The organism is Paenibacillus sp. 01T443 (genome assembly GCF_056398325.1).
In genome coordinates this window covers 96,641-119,851 of the sequence record NZ_JBFTPE010000011.1, presented here as the reverse complement: position 1 = coordinate 119,851, position 23,211 = coordinate 96,641, and the positions used below count along the sequence as shown (strand labels likewise).

The 23,211-nt window shown below is 40.5% G+C and carries 31 protein-coding genes; 25 read left to right on the top strand and 6 right to left on the bottom strand.

Features of this window, described 5'->3' with window-relative positions:
• The first annotated feature begins 24 nt into the window (after positions 1 to 24).
• The 11 genes from AC1DLI_RS21755 (at position 25) to AC1DLI_RS21705 (ending at position 8,926) form a co-directional block, all read left to right on the top strand.
• The gene (locus AC1DLI_RS21755; RefSeq protein ID WP_477606345.1) at positions 25 to 147 is read left to right on the top strand and encodes a hypothetical protein; all 123 of its coding nucleotides are present in this window, start codon (positions 25 to 27) and stop codon (positions 145 to 147) included.
• A gap of 44 nt (positions 148 to 191) precedes the next feature.
• Positions 192 to 941 (top strand): putative phage abortive infection protein, encoded by a 750-nt coding sequence (locus AC1DLI_RS21750; protein WP_477606343.1) that lies wholly within the window; start codon positions 192 to 194, stop codon positions 939 to 941.
• 317 nt (positions 942 to 1,258) lie between these two features.
• A complete protein-coding gene (locus AC1DLI_RS21745; protein ID WP_477606341.1) occupies positions 1,259 to 2,368 on the top strand; it encodes a hypothetical protein in 1,110 nt (369 codons plus the stop codon).
• On the top strand, positions 2,365 to 2,601 hold the full coding sequence (locus tag AC1DLI_RS21740; protein WP_477606339.1) for a hypothetical protein: 237 nt from the start codon (positions 2,365 to 2,367) through the stop codon (positions 2,599 to 2,601). The genes AC1DLI_RS21745 and AC1DLI_RS21740 overlap by 4 nt, the downstream gene beginning before the upstream one ends.
• 12 nt (positions 2,602 to 2,613) lie before the next feature.
• Positions 2,614 to 3,633 (top strand): S8 family serine peptidase, encoded by a 1,020-nt coding sequence (locus AC1DLI_RS21735; RefSeq protein ID WP_477606337.1) that lies wholly within the window; start codon positions 2,614 to 2,616, stop codon positions 3,631 to 3,633.
• Between the two features lie 9 nt (positions 3,634 to 3,642).
• Positions 3,643 to 3,936, top strand: a complete 294-nt coding sequence (locus tag AC1DLI_RS21730; RefSeq protein WP_477606335.1) for a hypothetical protein — start codon at positions 3,643 to 3,645, stop codon at positions 3,934 to 3,936.
• Between the two features lie 21 nt (positions 3,937 to 3,957).
• A complete protein-coding gene (locus tag AC1DLI_RS21725) occupies positions 3,958 to 4,236 on the top strand; it encodes a phage holin family protein (RefSeq protein ID WP_477606333.1) in 279 nt (92 codons plus the stop codon).
• Positions 4,223 to 4,870 carry a glycoside hydrolase family 73 protein gene (locus AC1DLI_RS21720; protein WP_477606331.1) on the top strand — a complete coding sequence of 216 codons (648 nt, stop codon included), beginning with the start codon at positions 4,223 to 4,225 and terminating at the stop codon, positions 4,868 to 4,870. The genes AC1DLI_RS21725 and AC1DLI_RS21720 overlap by 14 nt, the downstream gene beginning before the upstream one ends.
• 544 nt (positions 4,871 to 5,414) lie before the next feature.
• Positions 5,415 to 6,515, top strand: a complete 1,101-nt coding sequence (locus AC1DLI_RS21715; protein ID WP_477606329.1) for a DNA cytosine methyltransferase — start codon at positions 5,415 to 5,417, stop codon at positions 6,513 to 6,515.
• Positions 6,516 to 6,524: 9 nt separating this feature from the next.
• Positions 6,525 to 7,934, top strand: a complete 1,410-nt coding sequence (locus tag AC1DLI_RS21710; RefSeq protein WP_477606327.1) for an ATP-binding protein — start codon at positions 6,525 to 6,527, stop codon at positions 7,932 to 7,934.
• Positions 7,931 to 8,926 (top strand): O-methyltransferase, encoded by a 996-nt coding sequence (locus AC1DLI_RS21705; RefSeq protein ID WP_477606325.1) that lies wholly within the window; start codon positions 7,931 to 7,933, stop codon positions 8,924 to 8,926. The genes AC1DLI_RS21710 and AC1DLI_RS21705 overlap by 4 nt, the downstream gene beginning before the upstream one ends.
• Before the next feature lie 385 nt (positions 8,927 to 9,311).
• Here the strand turns inward: AC1DLI_RS21705 and AC1DLI_RS21700 are convergent, their stop codons facing one another.
• From AC1DLI_RS21700 to AC1DLI_RS21685, 4 genes are all read right to left on the bottom strand, one after another.
• Entirely contained in the window at positions 9,312 to 9,977 is a 666-nt protein-coding gene (locus AC1DLI_RS21700; protein ID WP_477606323.1) for an SOS response-associated peptidase, read from the bottom strand.
• Positions 9,978 to 9,994: 17 nt separating this feature from the next.
• Positions 9,995 to 10,870, bottom strand: a complete 876-nt coding sequence (locus tag AC1DLI_RS21695; RefSeq protein WP_477606321.1) for an ATP-dependent DNA ligase — start codon at positions 10,868 to 10,870, stop codon at positions 9,995 to 9,997.
• Positions 10,871 to 10,966: 96 nt separating this feature from the next.
• A complete protein-coding gene (locus AC1DLI_RS21690) occupies positions 10,967 to 11,587 on the bottom strand; it encodes a hypothetical protein (RefSeq protein ID WP_477606319.1) in 621 nt (206 codons plus the stop codon).
• A gap of 73 nt (positions 11,588 to 11,660) precedes the next feature.
• Positions 11,661 to 11,885, bottom strand: coding sequence for a transcriptional regulator (locus AC1DLI_RS21685; RefSeq protein ID WP_477606317.1), 225 nt, complete (start codon positions 11,883 to 11,885; stop codon positions 11,661 to 11,663).
• Between the two features lie 197 nt (positions 11,886 to 12,082).
• Here AC1DLI_RS21685 and AC1DLI_RS21680 point away from each other — a divergent pair, with 197 nt between their 5' ends.
• The 7 genes from AC1DLI_RS21680 to AC1DLI_RS21650 all read left to right on the top strand — a co-directional run bounded on the left by AC1DLI_RS21680 (position 12,083) and on the right by AC1DLI_RS21650 (position 19,708).
• Complete coding sequence (locus AC1DLI_RS21680) at positions 12,083 to 12,886, top strand: ParM/StbA family protein (RefSeq protein ID WP_477606315.1); 804 nt, start codon at positions 12,083 to 12,085, stop codon at positions 12,884 to 12,886.
• Positions 12,879 to 13,097, top strand: coding sequence for a hypothetical protein (locus tag AC1DLI_RS21675; protein ID WP_477606313.1), 219 nt, complete (start codon positions 12,879 to 12,881; stop codon positions 13,095 to 13,097). Before AC1DLI_RS21680 ends, AC1DLI_RS21675 begins: the two co-directional genes overlap by 8 nt.
• A 347-nt stretch (positions 13,098 to 13,444) precedes the next feature.
• Entirely contained in the window at positions 13,445 to 13,918 is a 474-nt protein-coding gene (locus AC1DLI_RS21670) for a hypothetical protein (protein ID WP_477606311.1), read from the top strand.
• A gap of 11 nt (positions 13,919 to 13,929) precedes the next feature.
• Positions 13,930 to 14,607, top strand: coding sequence for a M23 family metallopeptidase (locus AC1DLI_RS21665; protein ID WP_477606576.1), 678 nt, complete (start codon positions 13,930 to 13,932; stop codon positions 14,605 to 14,607).
• The gene (locus AC1DLI_RS21660; RefSeq protein WP_477606309.1) at positions 14,604 to 16,940 is read left to right on the top strand and encodes a hypothetical protein; all 2,337 of its coding nucleotides are present in this window, start codon (positions 14,604 to 14,606) and stop codon (positions 16,938 to 16,940) included. The genes AC1DLI_RS21665 and AC1DLI_RS21660 overlap by 4 nt, the downstream gene beginning before the upstream one ends.
• A 118-nt stretch (positions 16,941 to 17,058) precedes the next feature.
• A complete protein-coding gene (locus tag AC1DLI_RS21655; RefSeq protein WP_477606307.1) occupies positions 17,059 to 17,844 on the top strand; it encodes a stalk domain-containing protein in 786 nt (261 codons plus the stop codon).
• A 643-nt stretch (positions 17,845 to 18,487) separates the two neighbouring features.
• The gene (locus AC1DLI_RS21650; RefSeq protein WP_477606305.1) at positions 18,488 to 19,708 is read left to right on the top strand and encodes a RipA family octameric membrane protein; all 1,221 of its coding nucleotides are present in this window, start codon (positions 18,488 to 18,490) and stop codon (positions 19,706 to 19,708) included.
• 32 nt (positions 19,709 to 19,740) lie between these two features.
• Here the strand turns inward: AC1DLI_RS21650 and AC1DLI_RS21645 are convergent, their stop codons facing one another.
• Entirely contained in the window at positions 19,741 to 20,133 is a 393-nt protein-coding gene (locus AC1DLI_RS21645) for a hypothetical protein (RefSeq protein ID WP_477606303.1), read from the bottom strand.
• Entirely contained in the window at positions 20,130 to 20,813 is a 684-nt protein-coding gene (locus AC1DLI_RS21640; RefSeq protein ID WP_477606301.1) for a LexA family protein, read from the bottom strand. The genes AC1DLI_RS21645 and AC1DLI_RS21640 overlap by 4 nt, the downstream gene beginning before the upstream one ends.
• 127 nt (positions 20,814 to 20,940) lie before the next feature.
• On the opposite strand from AC1DLI_RS21640, the gene AC1DLI_RS21635 reads away from it, so the two are divergent.
• The 7 genes from AC1DLI_RS21635 (at position 20,941) to AC1DLI_RS21605 (ending at position 23,211) form a co-directional block, all read left to right on the top strand.
• On the top strand, positions 20,941 to 21,174 hold the full coding sequence (locus AC1DLI_RS21635; protein ID WP_430061379.1) for a helix-turn-helix transcriptional regulator: 234 nt from the start codon (positions 20,941 to 20,943) through the stop codon (positions 21,172 to 21,174).
• A 189-nt stretch (positions 21,175 to 21,363) separates the two neighbouring features.
• Positions 21,364 to 21,708, top strand: coding sequence for a hypothetical protein (locus tag AC1DLI_RS21630; RefSeq protein ID WP_477606299.1), 345 nt, complete (start codon positions 21,364 to 21,366; stop codon positions 21,706 to 21,708).
• 71 nt (positions 21,709 to 21,779) lie between these two features.
• Complete coding sequence (locus AC1DLI_RS21625; protein ID WP_477606297.1) at positions 21,780 to 22,055, top strand: hypothetical protein; 276 nt, start codon at positions 21,780 to 21,782, stop codon at positions 22,053 to 22,055.
• Between the two features lie 96 nt (positions 22,056 to 22,151).
• Positions 22,152 to 22,394 (top strand): AbrB/MazE/SpoVT family DNA-binding domain-containing protein, encoded by a 243-nt coding sequence (locus AC1DLI_RS21620; RefSeq protein WP_477606295.1) that lies wholly within the window; start codon positions 22,152 to 22,154, stop codon positions 22,392 to 22,394.
• 12 nt (positions 22,395 to 22,406) lie between these two features.
• Positions 22,407 to 22,679 carry a hypothetical protein gene (locus tag AC1DLI_RS21615; RefSeq protein WP_477606293.1) on the top strand — a complete coding sequence of 91 codons (273 nt, stop codon included), beginning with the start codon at positions 22,407 to 22,409 and terminating at the stop codon, positions 22,677 to 22,679.
• An 11-nt stretch (positions 22,680 to 22,690) separates the two neighbouring features.
• Positions 22,691 to 22,852 carry a hypothetical protein gene (locus AC1DLI_RS21610; protein WP_477606291.1) on the top strand — a complete coding sequence of 54 codons (162 nt, stop codon included), beginning with the start codon at positions 22,691 to 22,693 and terminating at the stop codon, positions 22,850 to 22,852.
• 29 nt (positions 22,853 to 22,881) lie between these two features.
• Positions 22,882 to 23,211 carry a hypothetical protein gene (locus AC1DLI_RS21605; protein ID WP_477606289.1) on the top strand — a complete coding sequence of 110 codons (330 nt, stop codon included), beginning with the start codon at positions 22,882 to 22,884 and terminating at the stop codon, positions 23,209 to 23,211.

The following is a 23,211-nucleotide window of genomic DNA, read 5'->3' as shown; positions in this document are numbered from 1 at the left end:
GAGGATTTAACTGGAGCACAGACGTTGCGTGAAGCATTGCCTAATATTGAAAACAATCTCAATGCTCTGAATGAAGAACTAGAGGAGCATAATCAGCAAATAACGAATAACGTCGCAGACGGACAATGGAAACAAAAGGAATATTGATATATTTGGCGAATTTCTCTTTATAAAAAGGGGATGGTGGATTTATGATAAAAAAGAAGCATATTGTTTTGGCTGGTGTCAGTGTTGTTGCCCTATGGGGGCTGTCGTGGTTAATGATTTCTCTGTGGGATGTACCAGATCAAGCGGGGACATTTGGCGATATGTTTGGTGCAATTAATGCCTTATTTTCTGGGCTTGCCTTCGCAGGGTTAATTATTACAATTTTACTGCAACGTGAAGACATAAGCATTCAAAGAAAGTTACTTGAAGAGCAGAAAGAAGAAATAACACTTGGTAGACTGGAGAGCGAGCGGCAAGGTAATATTCATGACGAACAACGAAAGCTGCTCAATTTGCAAAGGGTTGAAGGTACTGTAATGCAGCTAGTTAAATACTTAGACGATTTGAATGAAGAATTATCAGAATACCACTATCAAGAAATTGGCAGAGGAGAAAAGTATTTTAGATGGCTTGTAGTTAAAGTTACTCTAAATAATTTGGGAAATACTCCTCTTCAAAACTTTAATAGGATTTATGAAACACGCGAACATCATTCGTTATTGGATAGATATTTTAAGACGGTGTTCTATACACTGAACTTTATAAATGATGCCACAATCGGAGAAGACCATAAAAAGACATTGGGTAATATGGTTAATTTTCGCCTTAGTGACGAAGCGATCACATCTTTGTATTTGTACTGTGGAACTGAAAAACAATTCGAATTGGTATTATTAAGTACGCTCGGTTTTCTGGAACGACATAAAGATATTGAGAAAAGGAACCAGCACTGAAAATGAAGTCGAATAAAAAGAGCCTTCGGATTACTCCGTTGGCTCTTTCTTATATTCGGCAGTTTCTGAAATGGTGCTTTACAAATCGTTGCAAATTTTGTCCAAGTTTACAACAAGAAACGACTTGGTTTGTTCAATCTCATTTCGCTGATTGTTGGGTGCCTGATTCCTGTTAACAGTGCCAGCAATCTTTGAGTAATACCTTTTGCTTTAAAAAGTCCATTTGATTTGATAATGATCAATATTTCTCCTCTACAGAAGAAAAAATACGAGAGTAAAAAAAGTATCTCGACCAATATAGGAGGTGAGATGTTGGAATGATGCGATTAGACAGAAACGGCTTTGATGCGGATGCCGTAAAAAAAGCATTGCATGCCGTTAATCGGACGATGGATTTTCGTTATGAGCTGTTGGATAATCAAAATCGGGTCAAGCGGTTACTAGGGAACGTGTTAAAGGCTTCGGTCGCAAATAACGCGCTGGCTCAAATCAAACGGACCGCTCGTTTCACACTGGTTGATGATGGCGGCATTAACTACTTAAGCGATCACATCAAGCCTTATGCTCGTTTGCGGATGCCTGACGGCGGCTGGGCCGAGTGGCCGCTGGGTGTGTTCCTCTTGTCAACGCCACCGCGGAAGGTGAACGATGTTGGGTCGATAACGCGTGAAATTGAAGCGTATGACCTGTTGCAGTTGCTTGTTGATGATAAGGTCGTGGATCGTTATACGGTATCGTCCGGAACGAATTATATTACTGCGGTTAGAAGCTTATTGACCGGCGCCGGTATTCTGGATGCAAACCTGACGAGTACGACCAAAACGTTACCGGCAGCGCGGGATTGGAATCCTGGAAAGACGAAGCTGCAAATTATAAACGATTTGCTTGGAGCGATAAATTTTCGCTCCCTTTTCTTTTCAGAGGATGGAGCTGCGGTCGCTCAACCTTATGTGTCGCCGGCCGATCGAGCGAGTGAATATGTTTATGCGGATAATGAAGAGAGCGTAATATTTCCGGATGCCGAGCATGCGCTTGATCTCTTCGGTGTGGCTAATAAATGGGTGCTTGTCGTATCCGAACCAGACAGGGCTCCACTAATCGGCAGCTATACAAACAACAATAGCTCGAGCTTGACAAGTACTATCAGCCGCGGTCGAACGATTGTGGATTACCGCGAGCAACAAGAAGCTGCCGATCAATCAACGATCGACGCGCTGGCGCAAAGGATAGCTTTCGAAGCATCCCAGGTTTATGAAACGGTTGACTTCGATACAGCCATCATGCCGATGCATAGTGATAGCGATGTTTATACGCTACAATATTCGTCTTTAGGTCTGAACGCGAAGTATAGCGAGGTTTCATGGGAGTTCGAACTGCGTCCAGGATCGAAGATGAAGCACAAAATAAGGAGAGTGGTCCTTATATGATGCCAGAGGACTTTTTGCGAATTATCAATAAAGGCGAAGCTGTAGCATCTTTACTGCTCGGGAAGATACCGGCGAATTATACAAGCGGCAGACCTGCGGTTCTTTTCGATGGGGAGACGGTCGCGGGGACGCGGTTATATCCCTACATTTCATCATATACGCCAACAGCAAACGATCGGGTTATTGTGGCTGTTGTCGGTCATGGCGGCGTCGTGCTGGGGAAAATCATATAGGAGGTGTATATAGTGAACGAAAATGAGCTCGCTTATTGTCACATTGATAAGTGGCACGCTGCCGGTTACAAAGGCCATGGTATAAAGATAGCCATCCAAGAGGTGGCAGGCGTTTCAAGCAAAAATTGGGCGCGTTATGGTGGGCGCGTCCTGGACCCGTTCGGGATTCGATTCTCTGAAAATTTAGATACTCATCAACAATGCGTTATCGATGTATCGTTGATCGCTCCCGAAGCTGCCGAAATTCATCTAATGAGCGATAACTGGCTGGAAAGCTTGCAATACTGCATTGATAACGGAATCGATGTTTTCAACTACTCTGGTACCGGAAATTACAGTACAGACGAATTTAATGCATTGGAACAGAAGGCACTCGACGCGGGTGTCTTTTTTGTTTGCTGCGCAGGAAATGACGGATTGAATGCGACCGACAGCCTTACGGGGTTCAGCCGAAAGAAAACCTGGTTAAGCGTTGGCTCGGTGCAGTGGGGAGAGTGGGAGGGAGTTGTCGGTCCGTACCGTAAAGCATATTCGTCCTGGGACCGCAGCGGCGATGATTTGGATGTCATGGGCTTTTCGGATGGCCTTCGCATTCAGTCTGCTGGTTTTTCCGATGGCTGGATGGGTATTACAGGAACGAGCTTTGCAGCTCCGTGGGTTGTTGGCTTGATTGCCTTGTGGAAGCAGAAATTCATTGAGGATAACAAGAGGAAGCCCACGTTCTCCGAAACCTATAAATTCGTCATAGCAAATGCTCAGGACATTGAAGCTGCCGGCTATGATCAAAAGACAGGCCATGGCGTACTGAGGTTGCCCGAGCTCCCAATTGAGCTGAAGTGTGATGTTATTGAAATGTGGTCCGGTAAAGCGATAGCTACAGTGAACGGCGAAGCGCACATGCTTTATACCGCACCTAAGCTTTTAGCAGGCAGAAACATGATCGGACTGCGGGACGTTGCGGAGCTAACTGGATGGGCTGTTCAATGGGATAACGTTCAAAAGAAAATTACAATGACACGTGAGCGGGAGTAGGAGGAATACATGGATAAATCATCAATCATGATGCTGTTGTCATCTGCCGGAATAATTAGTGCGATTATCCTCGGGTGGATCGGTCAAAATCGAATGGTTCGACAAAGTACTCGGAACGATGCCGGCAGTGATGCTGCATTAAAAACGGATGTCGATTATATAAAGCGTGGAGTTGATGATATGCGACTCGAGCAGCGTGTACAAGGACAACGCTTCGATGCATTGGCAGAGCGCGTTACAAGGGTTGAGGAGTCTGCAAAGCAGGCGCATCACCGGCTTGACCGGTCAGATAAACAAAACTAAATTTGAGAGGATGATTCTTTTATGGAATGGAACGCTATTTATCAATTAATTGATCCGAAATTATTAATCGTTGTTGCCGCATGTTGGGTATTTGGCTATGTATTAAAGCAAACGCCTCGCGTACCGAACTGGAGCATAGTTTATATGGTCACTGCTGCTGCTTTGGGACTTACAGTGTGGCTGATTGGTTGGGGCCCTGAGGCGGTTATTCAGGGCGTTCTTGCTGGGGCATTTGCTGTATTCGGACATCAGATCGTTAAGCAGGCCAAGGAGAGGGCTGAGGAAGATGACCAAGCTTGATAGGGCCGATTTTATTGCTAAGCTTGCGCCAATCGTGCAGCGTGTTCGCGGGGAGGGGTCTTCTCTGCTGCCATCCGTTCGACTTGCTCAAAACATCTTAGAGACAGGTTGTGTTATTCATCCTTGGTACAATCTCGGCGGAATTAAGGTCGGAAGCGGCAAGCCAAACGGATTCTGGAAAGGTCGCAGCATTAATAAAGGGACTTGGGAAGAGTACGGCGGGCATAAGGTTAATACGACTGCAAACTTCCGTGTCTACGATAGCCTGTACGATTTTTATAAAGACCAGGACTTACTGTTTCTGCTGCCACGTTACTACCGGGTGCGGGCGGCTAAGACTCCAAAGCAACAAGCTGCCATGCTATATGACTGCGGATACGCTACAGATTCGGCTTATGCAGGGAAGCTGATCGCACTGATCCGTTCAAATGAATTGACCCAATATGATGTACTTGAGGAGGACGACAAATTGAATCTTACAAATTATCAGTGGATTACGCTTGAGGATTGTGTTGAGAGGCTTCTGAAGGAGAAGGTTATTTCGGATCAGTCGTGGCTGGATAAGGCAAAGACGAAGCAGCTCACCATTTCGGAATTGACTTGGATGAACACAATTGCAATCTCAAGAAAATAAAAAACAAAGCCCATTGACATTGCTAATTGACCCCAAAGGTGCGTATTAATCTCTAACATGTGTGAGCCGGATGGTTTAAATATGGAACTTGGGAAAGGTAATTAGTTGAAGAAAAAAGTTTGCCAAAGAAAAAACAACTGATTTACCTAAATCATATTGTGTATAATGTAAGGTGTATCTTCTACATGGAGAAATTTTTGTATAAGTGTGATCGTAGTTAAAGATGGTTTTTGATAAGGTTATTACCAATGTCTATAATAAAGATGTAAAAAGAAATATCAGTATTAATCATTTTTTATATAATAAACATTATTTTCATTATAGAGCCGAAATGAGCAGGAATATAGCATGTAATAGCGAATAATTTTTGTTTAGATAATGCTCGAAAGGAATTCTTGTTGGATGTTGTCGATTTACGTAGCTATTTGATTGTTTTGATTTATATATTCCTTAAATGTTTTTTAAGGAGATTTATGCAGTTTCTACAAAAAACAAGCGAACGACCTAATGTTATTTTGCTTCAATAGATAAGGTGGTATAGAATTTGAAAGTCATTGATCTATTTGCTGGGGTTGGTGGCATGAGCTTAGGTGCTGCGAAAGCGGGATTTTCTATAGCTGGTGCTGTCGAGTTAGATTCTATTGCGATAAATTCACATAAGATTAATTTCCCCAATACACAACATTTACAATATGATATTTCATCATTAAAGGGCGAGGATTTAAACCAAGCTTTCAAACTTTCCAAAGGTGAGTTGACTGGCGTAATTGGCGGACCTCCATGCCAAGGGTTTAGTTCTATGGGGAAACAGGACGTTAACGATCCCAGAAACTCGTTATTTTTACATTATTTTAGATTAGTTAATGAATTACAACCAGATTTTTTTGTTGCTGAAAATGTACCAGGTTTATTAGACAAAAAGTATGACGAAGTTAGAAATAAAGCCTTCACATTAGTTGAGAAAAATTTTGATCTGCTTCCTCATGTGATTATTAATGCAAAAGATGTAGGTGCGCCTACATCGAGGAAAAGAGTATTTTTTATCGGTTTTAATAAAAAAAAATCTTCACAAATGTCATCATATCCAATATTTTCATCACAAAAGTGTATTGAAAATAAAGTTCAAGACGCTCTTTTTGGATTGCCTGAAGCCGTGGATAATGTAGTCAATGGATGGGTTCAAATCAAAAAAGGGATTGAAGGAACTTATATTGATGCCCTATCAAAGAATATACCGCTAAATGTGGGTGATAGTCTGGCAATCGAAAAACTGCTCATTAATTCTGAAATTAATGGAATGATCGGAACTAAACATAAAGATGAAGTGGTTTTACGTTTTAGTAAAGTTGAGCAGGGAAGTGTTGAAACAATATCACGATTTCCAAGATTAAGATTAGACGGATATTGTCCTACTTTAAGAGCTGGTACAGGGAGCGATAAAGGCTCTTACCAAGCCGTAAGGCCAATTCATCCTACAGAGCACAGGGTAATCACACCTCGTGAGGCAGCTAGGCTACAAGGGTTTCCAGATTGGTTTCAATTTCACAAAACTAAATGGCATAGTTTTAGGCAAATTGGTAATAGTGTATCACCCATTGTTGCAGAACATGTAATGAAAAAGATCTATGAAAATATAACTCGATGAGGTGCAAATATGGAGGGTTTTAATCAATCAGAGTTTTTCGCGGATGCGTTTCCTGCGAAGACCTTTTTTGTAAAGATGCTTACTAGAGACATTGAACTACCGGATGCTATCCTTGATCTACTCGACAACTGCGTAGACGGAATTATCCGTACCAAATGGCGTGGTGGTGTTCCGATATCAGAAAAGAAACCATATCAAGGTTTTTATGCCGACATAGAAATGAACAGTGATGGCTTTTCTATAAAGGATAACTGTGGTGGTATCCCCTTACAAGTAGCACAAACATATGCTTTTATGATGGGTAGAAGTGAGGATGCCACAGATGACAAGAATTTACCTACTGTAGGCATGTACGGAATTGGAATGAAGAGAGCACTTTTTAAAATGGGTAGAAATTCAATAGTTACATCACATACGGATAGAGAAGCATTTGAAGTACATATTGATAGTGAGTGGATATCAAATGATAAACTGTGGAAAATACCCATTACTTTAATTTCGAATACAGAGCATAAGGTCGGTACTACTATCGAGGTTACAGAGCTTTATGATTCGATTCGAGATTGGTTTTCAGATAAATCATTTATTAGTAATTTCAGAAAATCTGTAGCTCAAAATTTCAGCTATATTATTTCTAAAGGATTCCAAATTAAAGTAAATGGTAAAATTATTGAACCAGTACCACTTACATTGTTAATAGACGAGAAATCGGGCATTGCTCCCTATATTTACGAAGCAACTTTTAGTGATGTACATGTTTTACTGGAAATTGGTTTCAGTAGAGAATTGCCATCGGAGGAAGAAATTGAACAGGATCTAATATCAAAACAATCTAAAGATGAATCTGGAATCACAATTGTTTGCAACGATAGAGTTGTACTATACAGAGATAAGACAATGCTAACTGGTTGGGGAGAAGCCGGTGTTCCTAATTTTCATGGTCAGTTCAATGGAATTAATGGAATAGTTATCTTTAGATCAAATTCGCCAGAGAAACTCCCCCTTACTACTACTAAAAGAGGTATTGAACATTCATCCCCATTATACTTAAATGTAAAAAATCAAATGAGGATTGGAATAAAAATATTTACTGATTATACTAATACTTGGAAAAAATTCAGAAATGAGGAGAAAGAAAAAAGGCAGAATGTAGTCTCCCTTAGTATCGATCATGTAAAAGCTGCGATTCCTGAAAACAAATGGAATGTAGTAGTAAATAAACCAGAGCAAACAGAAAAAATATTTAAACCTATTTTGCCAAAACCAATAGTAACTAGTACTAAAGTTCAAATTAACTTCAGTCGGGATATTTCAGAGGTCCATACTCTTTCTAATTTTCTCTTTAAACGTCCAGATAAATCGGCCTCTCAAGTTGGTAATGAATGTTTTGAACAAATGTTAAGGGGTATTGAGGAATGAGTGGAGGATCTGTACCCTATCATCTTAGGGCAAATAAATTTATAGATAGATCAATTTTCATGGAATTCTTAATGAAATTTAATGTGACAAAAAAATTAAATGATTACCGCTATATAGGTTTTGGAGCTCCTCATATGGAAGATTTCAAGATTATGCATTCATTATTTTCTATGAATAATTTAACATGTATCGAATACGACAATGATGTCCACTTAAGACAGGAGTTTAACAGACCTGTAGGTTGTATTGATTTAATTAAAACTACAAGTGGACAGTTCATTACAGATTYTGAACAAGGGGAAAACTCGATTTTTTGGTTGGATTATACAGAACCGAGTCAAATAGGACAACAATTAAGAGAATTTCAACAATTACTTCTAAAATCTACCGAATATGATGTAATAAAGATTACCTTGAATGCAAACGCAAATAGTTTATTTCATGAAAATATGACTAATAACAAAAAAGAACTGTATGAAACACGACTGGAAGTTTTAAGTGATCGTCTCAATGAAAACTTTCCTGATGAAGAGATGGATATAACTGCCGATATGATGACAAACAAACCACTAAGCAGAATTATATTTGAAGCGATAAAACTTGCCTATGGATCCGCATTAGCTCCTGTAATAGATAAGCACTTCCATCCTATTACTTCATTTTACTATACAGACACGATTCATCAAATGATTACATTTACTGGTATTGTAATAAACAAAGCAAACTTAGAAGGCTTCTTAGCAGATAGCGGTCTAAGTCAGTGGGAATATTACATTGGCGATAAAATAGAGCCTATCGAAATAGCAATGCCTACGCTAACTCATAAAGAAAGAGTATTCATAGATTCACTTCTACCTAACTCTGATTCTAGAAGAATTCAAAACGAACTCGTATTTTTTTATGATAAAAATGAAAATAAATCTAAAAAGCAAATTGATAGTTACATAAGATTCTACCGACATTATCCACAGTTTTCACGAGTTAATATGTAGTAGTGAAAAAAAGAGAACCAGTTTAACACTATTTGAGTGTTCTGACTGGTTCTTGCTTTTTCTAATATGTCTAATACTATATTTTTTAGGAACGGTTATATTCAGTTTTTAATATCATCAAAAGCGGCAGCGGTAGCATGATCCACTGATGCAAATATATAAATCTCGAGCATCTTTATGTTGGAATGACCCACGCGTTTGGCAATTGCCGCAGAATGAACCTTCTTATATATCATCCATTATACGGAAGTGTGTCTCAGGTCGTCTCAGATTAAATTAACTTGGATTACTGTAAGGAAGGACTTAACTATGTGCGGTCGGTATTTTTTAATAAAAGACCACTGGCATGTTCGGTCGATGGGATGATTTTAATCCATTAGAAGTTTTATTTGGAGTTCAAAGTGACTTCCTCAATCAATGAAGCTTTAGAATTTTTTACGTTGCCTACATCCTTAGAGACGGGATATTTAATCATTTGATCTGCAGAGTAGGTTGTAAGTAAACTCAAGACATCTTCGGTATCCGGATTCATCCAAGCATCCGTCGCGGTTAATATTACAGGCATTCGATTATGAACATCCGAGACCAGCTCATTAGGGGTTGTTGTTATTATTGTACAGCTTTGAATGATTTCACCGTTCGGATCCTCCCAAGTATCATAAAGGCCAGCGAAAGCAAATACACCTTTTGATTTCAATTGGAACCGATAAGGCTGCTTTCCGTCATCTTGCTGACGCCATTCGTAAAATCCATTGCTGGGGATCAGAATTCTATTTCGTTTTATTAAACTACGGAATGCTGGCTTCTTTTCTATACCTTCAGCACGCGCATTTATCATTTTGTAGGCAATCTTCGGATCTTTACTCCAAAAAGGAATAAGCCCCCATTTAAATCCTTCTAACACACGTTTACCGTCGCGGTTGATTATTCCTGGCACTAATTGTGCTGGGGCTACATTATAACGTTTGGAGTAATCGTAGTTCGTTTCCTCAACGGAGAAAGTGTTAATTATCTCATCTAGCTCAGATGTAATGGTATATCGGCCGCACATGAATCATACCTCCAACATTATTTTTCTCCAAAACCAATCAGTTTAGGCTGCCGCAGTATGCCGCCATCTGAAAACTCCAGAGCCGTCACCCGGCACGGAAAAGGTACGGCAAGCCAAACGACATCAATCCATTTTTTTTTGCTGGTAAATGGACATTCGCCTGGATGCTGCTTCATGAATTGCTGTAGCACCTTCTTAGATTCTGCATCAATACCCGACACATGGCCGATATAGCGATCTTCGTATCTTAGAACAAGGCTTGAAACATATCCGGCCTTAAGCTTAATTCCGACCACTTCCGCAACGATCCGAACCTCTTTACGCTTCTTGAACCAATACCTATGCTTTTTAGCTTCCACGTAGGGGCTATCCAGCTTCTTCGAAATAACTCCTTCCCACTCCCGAGTGTTTACCCAATCCCAAAGCGCAGGGCCATCGAATACCAAGTCAGTAACAAATACGCGTGGCAGCTTTTCTGGAAACTTTGCAGCAAGCCGTCCGTATCGCTCTTTGAAAGGGAGAGGACGGATATCCTGACCATTATCGTATAGCATATCGAATGCGACAAATATAAGATTGTCATCATACTTCTTGCGGTTCACACCAACAAGGACTCGTTGAAAGTTTGGCCGGCTGCCGTCAAAGTATGCGATCTCGCCATCCAGTACACAAGCTCCTATCCGAAGAGGGCTTAGCAACTCGACTATTTCGGGAAACCTATCGTTCCGAGGCTCAACACGCTTCGAAAATATCTCCACGCCACCTTTACCGTCAAGCCTAACCAGCGTGCGTACGCCGTCCCATTTTATTTGGTATCCCCAATCAGGTCCAGTTGGGATATCCGGCGAAGTGACCGGGGCCATAGGGATTGCCGGCAGTGTCATAATGGTCATTTTTCCCACCTCATTTATTGTAGGATTTCGCAATCGACGGGAATATATACCGAAAAAAAGCCCTTGACCTTTTGGTCGAGGGCTTCTTTTTAGTTTTTAATTTTTGAAAGTTGGATGTTCCCAATAATCTTCTGCTATGTCAGGGATCTTCAAGTAATCGAAACCGTCCCAATTAATTTTACTCCGCAATTCTGGACTGAATGTCAATTTCATAACAACGTAAACTTTCGAGTTACCAAGATCATCGCTTAATGGTGTCACGATCCCGAACTTGATGGTTTTAATATTTGCATTGTCTTTCATATCCTCTAATACTCCTGTGACATCTTTCCATATCAACCTTTTTGCTGATTTCTCAGAAAACACAGCGTCATTCGCGAATACCTCAATATATAAAGAGCCTGTTCCATCGTCTTGAAGCTTAGCGATACTATCCTTGGTTTCGTCAAAGTCGTTTGTTTTACCAAAATGTTTATGGAGAGCAACTCGAGCTACGTTCTCGGGTTTCGCGGCTTCTGCTTCAGCAGCTTGCACCTTATCCTGTTCAGCTTGTATATCGGCTTCTTTTTGAGCAACCTTTGCTTCATCTTCCGTACCTAATGTTGCTCGCTCTTCCGGGCTCATCGCAAGATATGAATAGACGCATAGAACGAAGATTGCTGAAATGGATATAAACCACCATTTCCTATATAACGGCTTCTTTTTATTGGCTTCCAAGGTAATTCCCCTTTTCCACGATTTTCCTATCATCTTACTATATACTTCCTCCGTTGCCTATTTGTTTCATCAATCACCCCCAAAAATCCTTAATGCTTTTCGTCTGTCCGGTCTGATTATTCACTGCTGCAACCAACGCCTTCTTACTTATTTCCCTTAATGCACACTCATCGTCATTGCATGCTTTAGTGACTGTGTCTTTGCTTACACCACTTTTCTTCACCAATTCTCCATGTGATATTCCATGCTTATCAACAAATCTCCCGAATTTACTTCTTTCCTTACCTAATCCAAACATATCTAATCACCTCGTCCGTTATTCCTAGCTCTCTTAAGTTTGGACAAATCTATTAAAAATGATACAAGCCCATATAAAAGAGTTAGGAAACATGACCGAGCTGCGCCCATAGAATACTTCCATAACCAGATACAGAACGACAGACTTCGGCGCCAGTCTACTTCCATAACCGGTTATAGAAGGGGTGATTCGACAACATGACTATAGTGGCAATTGATGCGGGTGGAGACACAACGAAGATTTACGATGGGCAAAAGCTTCACCGTTTCCCTTCGGTTATCGGTTATGACTGGCGGGATCGGAATCTAAATGAACAGCAAGGTGAACACGATTTTGAATGGGAGTATAGAGGGCAGCGCGGTTTTGCTGGAACACTAGCTATTTATGAGAGTGAGTGCGCAGAAAGCCGTAAGGGGGATAGCAAGGCGCATCCTGATGCACTTCTCCGGATCTTAATTGCATTGCACCAATTCACTGATGGTATCGAGCATAAAATCGTGGTTGGTCAGCCGATCAAGACGCATACCAAGGAGGAAAAAGAACTCATCAAAGAAATGGTAATTGGCAGGCATGAGGTTACAGTGAATGGCCGAACTAAGAATTTGTTAATTACTCGCTGCGAAGTGGCTGCAGAAGGAGTCACAGCGGGCATACTGGCTCCCGGAGCTGGGATGGTACGCGTTATCGATATAGGAAGCGGAACGGTGAACTTCGGTACGCTGATCGATCGGAGATTTAATGATAAAGGCAGCTTTACACTAAGTAATGGAATGGAAACGATTCGTTCAAAGGATCCAGATGCTTTTGCTCGTCAAATTTCACTCAAGGCGTTTGCTGGTGGATGGAAGAAGGAGGATGCGGTTTATCTTTGCGGTGGTGGTGCGGGCGCAGTAATCGAATCGGTTCGGGAGTATTTCAGTACAGCTCAGTTAATCAGTGCTGAGCCGGTAACTGCGAACGTCCGTGCATTTTATATGATTGCGAGGAAGTTATATGGCTAAGGATATTGCAATTATACAGGTTTGTTTTAATGTACTCGATCCTTTCCAGAAGCAACTATTCGAACGTGTGAAAAGCCACCCAAACCGGTCAGGTTATATTAAGCGGCTTGTACAGCGGGATGTTGAGCATGGAATGGCTGGAGCTGTTCAAATGCCTACCATGGCATCCGTGCCTATTATAGATGATTTTAACATAGATGGGTTTATTTAATTTCAGAAATGGAGGATTACAATGAAAGTAATAATTAACGGTCGAAATTTAGCTGAAAGGACTGAAAATCTTTGAGAAAGAGAGAAGTAATATTTCGAGGTTATTAAACAAGCGGTTTATTTTATCGTTGGGGCTCTCGTTATCGTTTGCTTACCTGGTGTACTTTACTTCATTGCCGGCTTACCTATTGATTTCGGGGCGGGTGACGTCATCAATGCTTTTGAGATATTGCGTTAAAAAAACGAAAACCGCCTAGGGTGCAGATAGACTAAGGCGCTGCGGGCGGTTTACCCTCAGCATATGCAGGGCGAGCGAAAAAAATGCTAGTACACAGGAGGTTTTTCACGGTGAGCACGATGACATTTCGATTAACGCCGATAGGCATGCTTGAGGTAGTGGCTCCATCCGTATGTATTGAGACGATTCGGCTCTCGTTAATTGACCGTCTTAAATCCGGAGCTAAGGTTATTGTCGAACACATAGAGCGGAATAAGATTGCATATCAGATAGGAGCCGCTACATTAGTCGTTTTGTTCGCAGGGGGATTCGATATGATTGCGCATGCTGCGGATGCCGTCGATCCGTCAACAGCCGGCATCGATGAAGGAGCGCGCAAGATTTATAAAAAGCTGATCAGCGTCGGTAAATGGGTGATCATTATTAAAGGCGGCTTCGACACAATCAATTCAACAGTTCAAGGTGATTTTATTCAGGCTCGAAAATCATTTTTATCATATCTCCTTGTGTACATTATCCTTCTTGGATTACCTTGGGCATTTGGTCAGGTAGAAATACTCTTTGATGGAATGGAAGGGACGTGATTTCAGTGCCAATGAAATTCCGCGTCACATCAGAGTACGGAGTTTTGGAAGAAATCCGTAACGGCCGCGTACATCATGGCATAGACTTGGCGATGCCGCGTGGTACAGAATTGCACAGCATAGCGGAAGGCACTGTTGAGCGCGTGGTTAATTACGGATCGGAGAATCTTGGTAATGGGGTTTTCATACTGAGTGAGGACGGGGGCATTCATGTATATGGTCATTTAGATCAAGTAATTGTTCATCGCGGGGATCATGTTGATGCTGGCGAACTGTTGGGTCTAAGCGGAAGCACCGGCCACAGCTCAGGTCCGCACCTCCATTTTGGGTTAATCAAAGACGGACATTTTACCGATCCTTCTTCACTGGTTGATGCAGTACAACACTATTCAGGGGAAATTGCAGGACCTGGAATTTTCAAAGTCAAAGGGCCGGCTACATGGATAGCTGAGAAAGCAATCGACGGATCATTGAAAGAACATGTTAAATCAAATATTCAGGAGCACATCCAAGCCTTCTTAGTGGATGCCGGAGAAGTTTTGTTTGAACTGAGCTATGCCATAGGGCTGATAGGCTGCGCAACATTAATCATCCTTGGTGCGATGGGTTTGAAAGATGGATACCGCTGGTCGGGGCTGACATTCGGGGCATGCGCACTCATTAGGTTATTGTTGGGAGGATCATCATGAAAACCATGTTGTTTGGCAAATTCCTTCAAGTCGTTCGTCCTGAATATGTTTATTTGCGGATCAAGCCAAACAACTCAGTCCGCAATCAAGGATCATATAAGATCGCCCGGGCAATTGCCGCGCTTTACAAAGCGGCGATTACAAATATGAAAATAGAAGAGCACCGATTAATTAAGGCATTTGGCCGGGATTTCGTTCTCGGCACAAAGTACCGTTATACACTGCCTGGCAAGATTGCCTATTTCGTTTATATGGAGCAGAAGAAAGTAGAATTCTATTTCATCGTACCCAGGCAGCACCTTAGCTATATGCGTGAAAAGATGTCGGATGTTTGGGGAGCGGTAACGATCGAGGAAGTTGTGGAGCTGCCGCAGTTCGGAGCGCATGCGGCAAAGTATCAACTTACCTATGAAAAGGAAGATGCGCTGAGCGTCGCTACGGACCGCAGGAGTAATGAATTGCTGAATAGTAACTTGAACACTGTCGAGCTGCTGGAAGAGGGAGATCGGCTCGGGATCTTTTACAACTTTATTCCAGTTAGCCAAATCAGCTGGCGGCATATATATAAAGCCACAATCACAAAGGTGAACCGCCGGCTTCCTGTTGAGCGCAATAAGTTCGGCGCCAGCTACGCTTTTAAATATGCTCTGTCATTTCTCGATCTTGTTTTCCGTGAAGTAGCTGAAGTCCTTGGCGGAGAGAAGAAAGGTATGAGCGATAGCAATGTCATTGAGAGCATAATTGAACGTTTGAATGGTTCTCGAAAAATTAGTGAAAGCACATCGAAAAAATCGGCCAGCACAATTATTGATACACAAATCGTTGTCATAGCCGAAAGTCCGGATGCACTAAGGCAACGAAACGCTGCCCGCGGATTGGCTCAATCTTTCGATACGATCACGGAAGATAACCGCTTAATTTATAAGCCATACCGCAGCCAACTCCACTTTACAGATCGGGATATTCGGGCGGACCGCAATATGATCGGGGAGCTGGAAGCTCAGAATTTCATTGCTCTGGCCGGCCGCGATGTATTGGAGCGTTACAACTTTATTGATCGAGTCGAGACACAGGAGACGGAGGTTCCTGATGATTTGAAAACTGGAGTCATGTGCATTGGTGAAAATGTGTACCGAGGAAACGCGCAGCGAGCATATGCGTCAACCGATCGAGAATATCAAAATCTTACCTACGTCTTAATTGGACCGACGCGGGCGGGTAAATCAACGCTRATCGGAAATATGTGCCGGGATGCGATTTCGGCTGGAGAATGTGCAATTATTTTTGATTTTGTCGGACAGTGTGAGTTGAGCAGAGAAGTGGCAGCGGCAATCCCTCCAGATAAGACTCTTGTTATTGAGTGCAACGACTTTCGCAGGCTACAGGGTTTGGGGTACAACGAAGTTGGTAAAAGTCCAGATCCGTTCGAAGCCTATGATAATGCGAAAAAGCAGACGACGCAGCTGCTGACGCTGGTAAACTCCATTAATGCGGAGGAAACGAAGTTGTCAGCTAAAATGCAACGTTATCTAGTCAGTGCCGCCTTGGTGACGTTTATCAGCGGCGGCAGCATTCGGGATATGTTTTACTGCTTGCAGGACCATGAGACACGCGCGCGTCTGATACAAACAGTACCGACGGCACAGAAAGAGAACCTGAAAAAATATATCCGATGGTTGGGGGAGCTCGATGATTGCGATAAGGTAGGCAATGTGATCGGGACGAAAGAAACATATGTCGTCGGTATCATTGACCGTCTGAATCAGCTAGAGCAGAACGCATATATGGAGAAGATGCTTGATAAGGGAATCTCGGGGAATGTTGATCTCGTAAAGGAAATGCAAAAAAATCAATTGATTTGCATCCGGATGCCGTCCGATATGTTCTCGACTGATTCAGAGCGTGACGTATACACCACTTATTGGAGCACAAAGATATGGCTCACCTTGCAGATGCGATCTAAACGTTTGGCAGGAGATCGGAGTAAATTCGTCAAGGTTAATCTCGTTGTTGATGAGCTTTATCAGGTCAAACATACAGAGCAGTTTATGAGGGATAAACTGAGCCAATACGCTAAGTTTGGTCTTAAACCGATCATCTCGGCGCATTATCTAAATCAAATCAAACATATTCGAGATGAGCTGCGCTCAGCGAATGCATCCTACATGCTCATATCCGGCTGCGATAAAAAGAACTACGAAGAGTTAAAAAGTGAACTGTACCCGTATACAGAGGAAGATTTATTAAAGCTACCTAGATATCATTCGCTGAACCTGATTAAGAATAAGGATGGTTATAGTCGTTTTATAACGAAGTTGCCGGGACCCAGATAAAAAAGATCAGCTTTATTTTGTTTCTCTTTTATTGATGAAATATTTTTTCTGATACTATAGAACTATATTTTTAATAATGATAAAATGAATGAAATTATATTTTGGGGGATTGTGGAAAATGAAGCAGAAATTTAAATTAGTAACAGCTTTTTTGTGTGGTGCAATATTTTTTAGTTCCGTAGGTTATGCTGCAAGTGAGTTAAATGTAAGGGTGGTAGACTATAAGATAGTCGTTAATGGCGAAGTTCAGAAATTTAGCAATAGCCCTATTATTGTAAATGGCTCAACGTACCTTCCTTTGCGTTCAATAGCAGAATCTTTAGGTCTTAATGTAGGATTTAATAATGGAACGGTGACAATTGCGGCAACTAATATAATTGAAGCTACACCAACTCCGCAGCCGACTTTAACTCCAACACCAACGCCAATTGCAACCGTAAAACCTACATCAACCAGCAATACTAATGACACATACGTGAAAATTAAAGCGGAATCAGAAAGGCACAACTTAGCTGTCCAAAAAATAGAAGCGGACTACAAAAAAGTAAAAGACATTATTAATGAAAAAATTACTCAGATTAGAAGAGAGAGTCCTGTGGGATATTTGAGTGATTATGAATATACAAATAAATTAACTTCATTACAAAATGAGGCACAGACATTGAATAACAAAATAGCAGTTCTTTCGATGGATAATTCTCGTGAAGCTGAAAGCCAAAGAAAAGAACTGCAAGGAAAACTTAATGCAAAAGAAAAGGAAATCACTGATCTCCAAACAGCTAGAAGTGCTCAGATACAAATAAGGGCGCTCGAAGACCAATTGAAAATATATACGGACGAATATTATAGTAAGTTAAACAGCGAAAATTTATTGCACAAATCTAATTTAAGCTCAATTAATTAACTTTCTTCAAGGGGTGTCCCAAAAGCCATGGGCTTTAAGGGTACCCTCTTTTAATTTTTAATACTTAAAAAAACATTTCTTAGCTAATGGATTTCTATAAACAACTGAGAAGGATCGAGCATCCACGAACGTTTGAAGTGGATCCAAAGCTCGGCGGAAAAGGGCTGCCGGAGCCGGACGCCTTTGTGATATGGAAGGGTGCGCCATGGTATATAGAGATTCAACGGAGTGTTTATACGGAGAAACAGATGAATGAAAAGTTGAATAGGTATGAGGGTGGGGAGTGGGAGAATGCGAACTGGCAGATCTTAGCTAAGAAAATGTTTCCTAATGTTTGGATTGTTGGAGCAGGAAAGTACAATATCGGGAACAGGTCTTTTAGAATGTTTCAAGGGAGTGTAGGAGAGATGGTAAAAAAAATCAATCGATTCGTCCAAAAGTGATTGATCCACGCTAAAAGTCATTCGTTACTTTATTAAATCGTATATATCTCGAGTGAGGCACTAGTTTGAAATGATTGCTGCTTTTTAGATCTATTAATTTAGAAAATTATGAATTATACTTCATATGGGCAATTATTCCTAATTTAGATTTTTAGGATAATGAAAGCAGTAAGGACAATAATAAAGAAGGTGGAACAATATTGAAAAATAAACTGATACAAATTATACTTGCAATTTTTATACTTATTGTTTTCTTTGGTTCTGTTGTACTGCCTATTTTCCTTTTTAATAACTTGGAATTAGTAGAACCGTTTTATTTGAGGGTGAGCTTACTTTTTATTGGCATATTATTAGTTTTCTATGTAAGTCTAGAGTTCTTCTCTCTTAGAAAAACAAATGTAACAGTAGGGATATATGGGGCTTTAGAAGTTAATGTTGGATTATATACTTTACTTAGTATTTTCTTTGTTCAGGATAAAAGCTTTATAGTTTTTTCAGTTTTAGCAGCTATTTATATAATGGTAAGAGGTTTTGATAATATTGATAAGAATTATGTTAGTGTAACTAATGAAAACAAGGATCATAAGATCACTAGATCCTTGATTTACAAATTACTAAATAGTAATGAAAAATTCTTACTAACAAGATTATTCAAAAAATTTATTTTGTACTCAAATGATAAGTCAACTGAAGAGAAAAAAAATAGCACAACAACTATTATGAATCACGATCAGTATTTAAGCGGTTTTCAAGATGTACCTAATGATGGTCAATCTGGAGAAACTTTTGCTAAACAGTCAGAAGCACTTAAAAATGCACTAGACATAAGAAAATTTGAAATTGATTTATATTGGAAAAGAGCAACGTATTTTTTTGCATTTATCGCTGCAATTTTTGCTGGATATTTTTTGCTCATATCTAGGGTGACGGCTAAGGATAAAGATATTCTTTTAGTTAGCATATTAGGTTTTATATTTTCTTATTTTTGGTATTTAGTTAATCGAGGAAGTAAGTTTTGGCAGAAAAACTGGGAAAGTCATGTTGATCATCTAGAAGATGATATAATGGGCCCTTTATATAAGACAGTATTGAATCCTTCTACCAAAAAGTTTTTGAATCTGTTAGAAGAATATCCATTTTCAGTATCAAAAATAAATCAATTGTTAAGTATGGTAGTAAGTTTTGTTTGGTTATACATTATATTCGATGTTTTATTTAGAATATTTGAAGGCCACGCTATTGAAATTATAGTTATAGAGTTATTGTCAGTAGTGATTTTAAATGTAATTGTTATAAAACTTGGAAGAAGTAAACTTCCGAAGAATGTAAGTAAAGAAGCATTATTCATACGTAGAGAGCTTAATGATTCAAAAAATAAAAAAGGAGAAAATCCAGAAGACATCTCCGATTATAATATTTAACAATTTAATTAATGATATTAAATTCTACATTTCTATCTCCAATTAATTATATCATTGATGTTCATTTGTAATACTTCTTCAATATCACAGATCTGAATTACAAACTGTTGAATATCAGACAAAAGGAACTGAGGGGCATACTTTTCGCCTCTCAGTTTATTTGTTTTCTTCTTTACTGTCGGTAAGTGGATACCAAAATGTTGTGTCCGTTCCGCACTTACGACAAGTTCAGTTTGAGCAATAGATAAGCTTATGATTTGATCATCAAAGTCTTCTGCCAAATAACGATGAAAAGGCAAATGAACAGGTATATATAAACACTCCTGGTTCCAATCTATACCGCCGAGCTTGAATTTAATAATCATCCAAATAGGAACTAGTTCAGCTTCTAAGTAATCAAAGTAAACGGATAATTTCGCTTTCACACGTCAAACTCCACTTTCTTCACTTGTCCTTGAATTCGGACATCATAGATCGGAAGGATGCGAGGAGGGATGTCCCTGTTAGCTGCCTGTAAAACGACTGTATCACCTTCGTAATAAACTCTTTTCAAAGTCCCCTCATCACCATTGACTATTACTACACCAATCTTTCCATGTTCGCAATGACTTTGGCTTTTAACAAGCACACGCATACCTTCATGAATGCCCTCTTCAATCATGGAATCTCCTTTTACAATTAAGTAAAAGTATTCCCCGTCTTTAACAGTGTCTTTTGATACTACTTCATAGCCGATAATACGCTGCTCAGCTAATGAATCGTATCCGGCACGTATATCACCGTAAATAGGGATTTGTACCATCTCAATAGTTGGAGCTGACTTAGGAACTAGTGAGTTTTTGGTAACGTTATAATCTGTATGAGCTTTATCATCAATAAAATTATTATATTCTATCCTGCCAATTAAATAATCTGTTGTGCAGTTAAACACATCAGCCATTTTAAGCGCAATATCCATGGGGGGGGATGCTTTACCTGTTTCGTAGTTTGCAATACTTGATCTGTCTACTCCGATTTTTTCGCCTAATTGTACTTGTGTATATCCTAGTCCATTACGCATTTCTCTGATACGTTCACCGACAACATTATTCCTTTTTTCGTTCATATCGTCACCTCGGAAAATATATGTTGACGTGCATAATTTGCACATGCTATTATTTGCATGTGCAGTAAATGCACGCCACTGTAATTATAGTCAATAGTTATCACTTTTATGCGAAAGGGGTGAACAAATGGGAAAACGTAAGTCTGACCCCCGCATCATTCAAAAGCGGCTACGCTTTAAAGAACTCCGCGAAGCGATGGGCAAATCTCAGCGCGGTTTATCGCTTGAACTTCATGTTAGTGAAAGTTTTATTCGTAGTATTGAGAATGGGCGTTCCAATCCAGAATTGCATTTTGCATTCAAAATTGCTTCTTATCTCGGAACAACAGTTGATGATTTATTCAACGACCTTGCGGGCTAATTAACTGTGTCTATAGTGTGCATATAATGCACATTAGCATCATTATAGTGCGTCCATATTATTAACGCAACGGAACATATGTTCTTTTATACATTAATTAGAAACACCTTAAAATATCTTGATTGTTTTCTTATTGTTGCAGGTCACTTAGTTAATACAATGATTAGTCAAAGGAAGGAGATATACAATATGCAATTTGCTCAAATGCTTAAAAATCGGGGACTGACCGCTGGACCTGTATTTGTAACCAGCCTAATGAAGGGGCATGAAGCAGCTCGCATGGTAGCTGATTGCAAGGCGCAAGAAACGATTCATGCTATGAACGATCGGATCATCAATGAAGCTGAGGCAGGCGGAGATAGTGAACTTATAGAACGCCTTTCATTCTTCTATCATTCAGATTATGTCAAACACAACCAACCTCATATTCTTCAAACTCCGTTTGATGAGTGGTTAAAACGTGAGTTGGCGAAAAGGAAAATGGTGACGGTCGCTGATGTTGGATGGCAGCATAGACCATGGCCGGGTGAATAGCTAATATCAGCTAACCCTATTATTTTTTTGCCAAAAACGGGATTTTGAGCGACTTTGAAGCCTGAGAGGGGGTGAAATCAATGCCAAAAGAAACGATTATCCAATCGATCACAGTGGGCCAAAACCTGCAGCATACCTTCACGGTAGGTGAGGAAATAAACAGCCAAGTCGTAAATCGCATCGAGAAATATGTTAGTCGTCACGGTAGTGAATATCACATCTTGGGTGAAGATGGGGAAGCAATTGTTCATGTTGAGTACATGCCCGTCGTAGTGGGTTGGAAAACGATCGTAGTCGATGAAGATGAATCATTCAATTGCGAAGTGCCCGACGACTTGCCATTTTAATGAAAGAGACCTAACAGCGGGGTAGGAGCCGCGTCAGGTCCGTTCGTAACAATTCACTGATAGTGTAACACAAATTCTATTAGGAGGTCATCGAAAATGAGGAAGGCAACAGGTGTTGTTAGGAAAGTGGACGAGCTGGGAAGGATCGTCATTCCAATGGAATTGCGTCGCGGCTTGGGAATTGGTGAAAAAGATCCTCTTGAAATCTTTGTTGATGGCGAGCACATCTTGCTCAAGAAATATGAACCGGGCTGCATCTTTTGCGGAGATTTGGACGCTTTGAAAACTCATCAAGGCAAGTTAATCTGCGGCGCATGTGCAACTGCAGTCGCCAAATAAGGAGGACCTTAAATGGATCGCAAGACTTTGGAATACATGGAGGAACGAGCAAACAAAGCTCGTCTGATCGTTGACAAGATTGAATCACTGCTCAAGCAATCTGAGAAAGTTGGAGCGACTTGTTCGATGCAAATTGTTGATCGAAACAATTCAAATCTATTCTTACTATCGGCTAACCGAGGCCAGTACAATCATCCCCGTCTAATTGATAAAATCGCTGCTTCTCTTCAACAACTTATCGTTGAAGAAATATCTTTGCTGGAGCAAGAACTAGCAGAATTATAAGGGGTGGAATCGTGAGCGGTAAAGATAAATGGTTCTTATGGGAATGCAAATGCGGATCCGCAATGAAGATCAATAAGATCGCCTCAGAAGAAGATTACAACCGATTCAAAGCTTGTGTATGCGGCGAAGAGCTTGAATACAAAGCTGATTTACTGGAAGACGTTACGGCTTAATAAAAAAACATTTATCGGAGGAATCATTCATGAATCATAATACTAAGCAATCTTTCTTCAATGCAGCAAAGCAAGCCGGCGCAGCCAAGCAATGGGCTCAAATGAAAGCCAACCGTCGTTTTAAACCGGAGAAATCGGACAAGCAGCCATACATTCCAGGTAAGTCGGTACTTGGCGTGTCGGCGGTATCGGAAGCCATTATCAAGGATTATGGCGTTCTGTGTAACCGCAGGTATCGCAAGATGATCGCGAAGGCTGTTTCCCCAATCACCAAGCTCAAAAGATTTTTTAACGGTGAGAGCCCGATACGTGTTGAGCATATCGTCAAGCCTTCGAAATATTCCGGAGCGAGGGGGTAG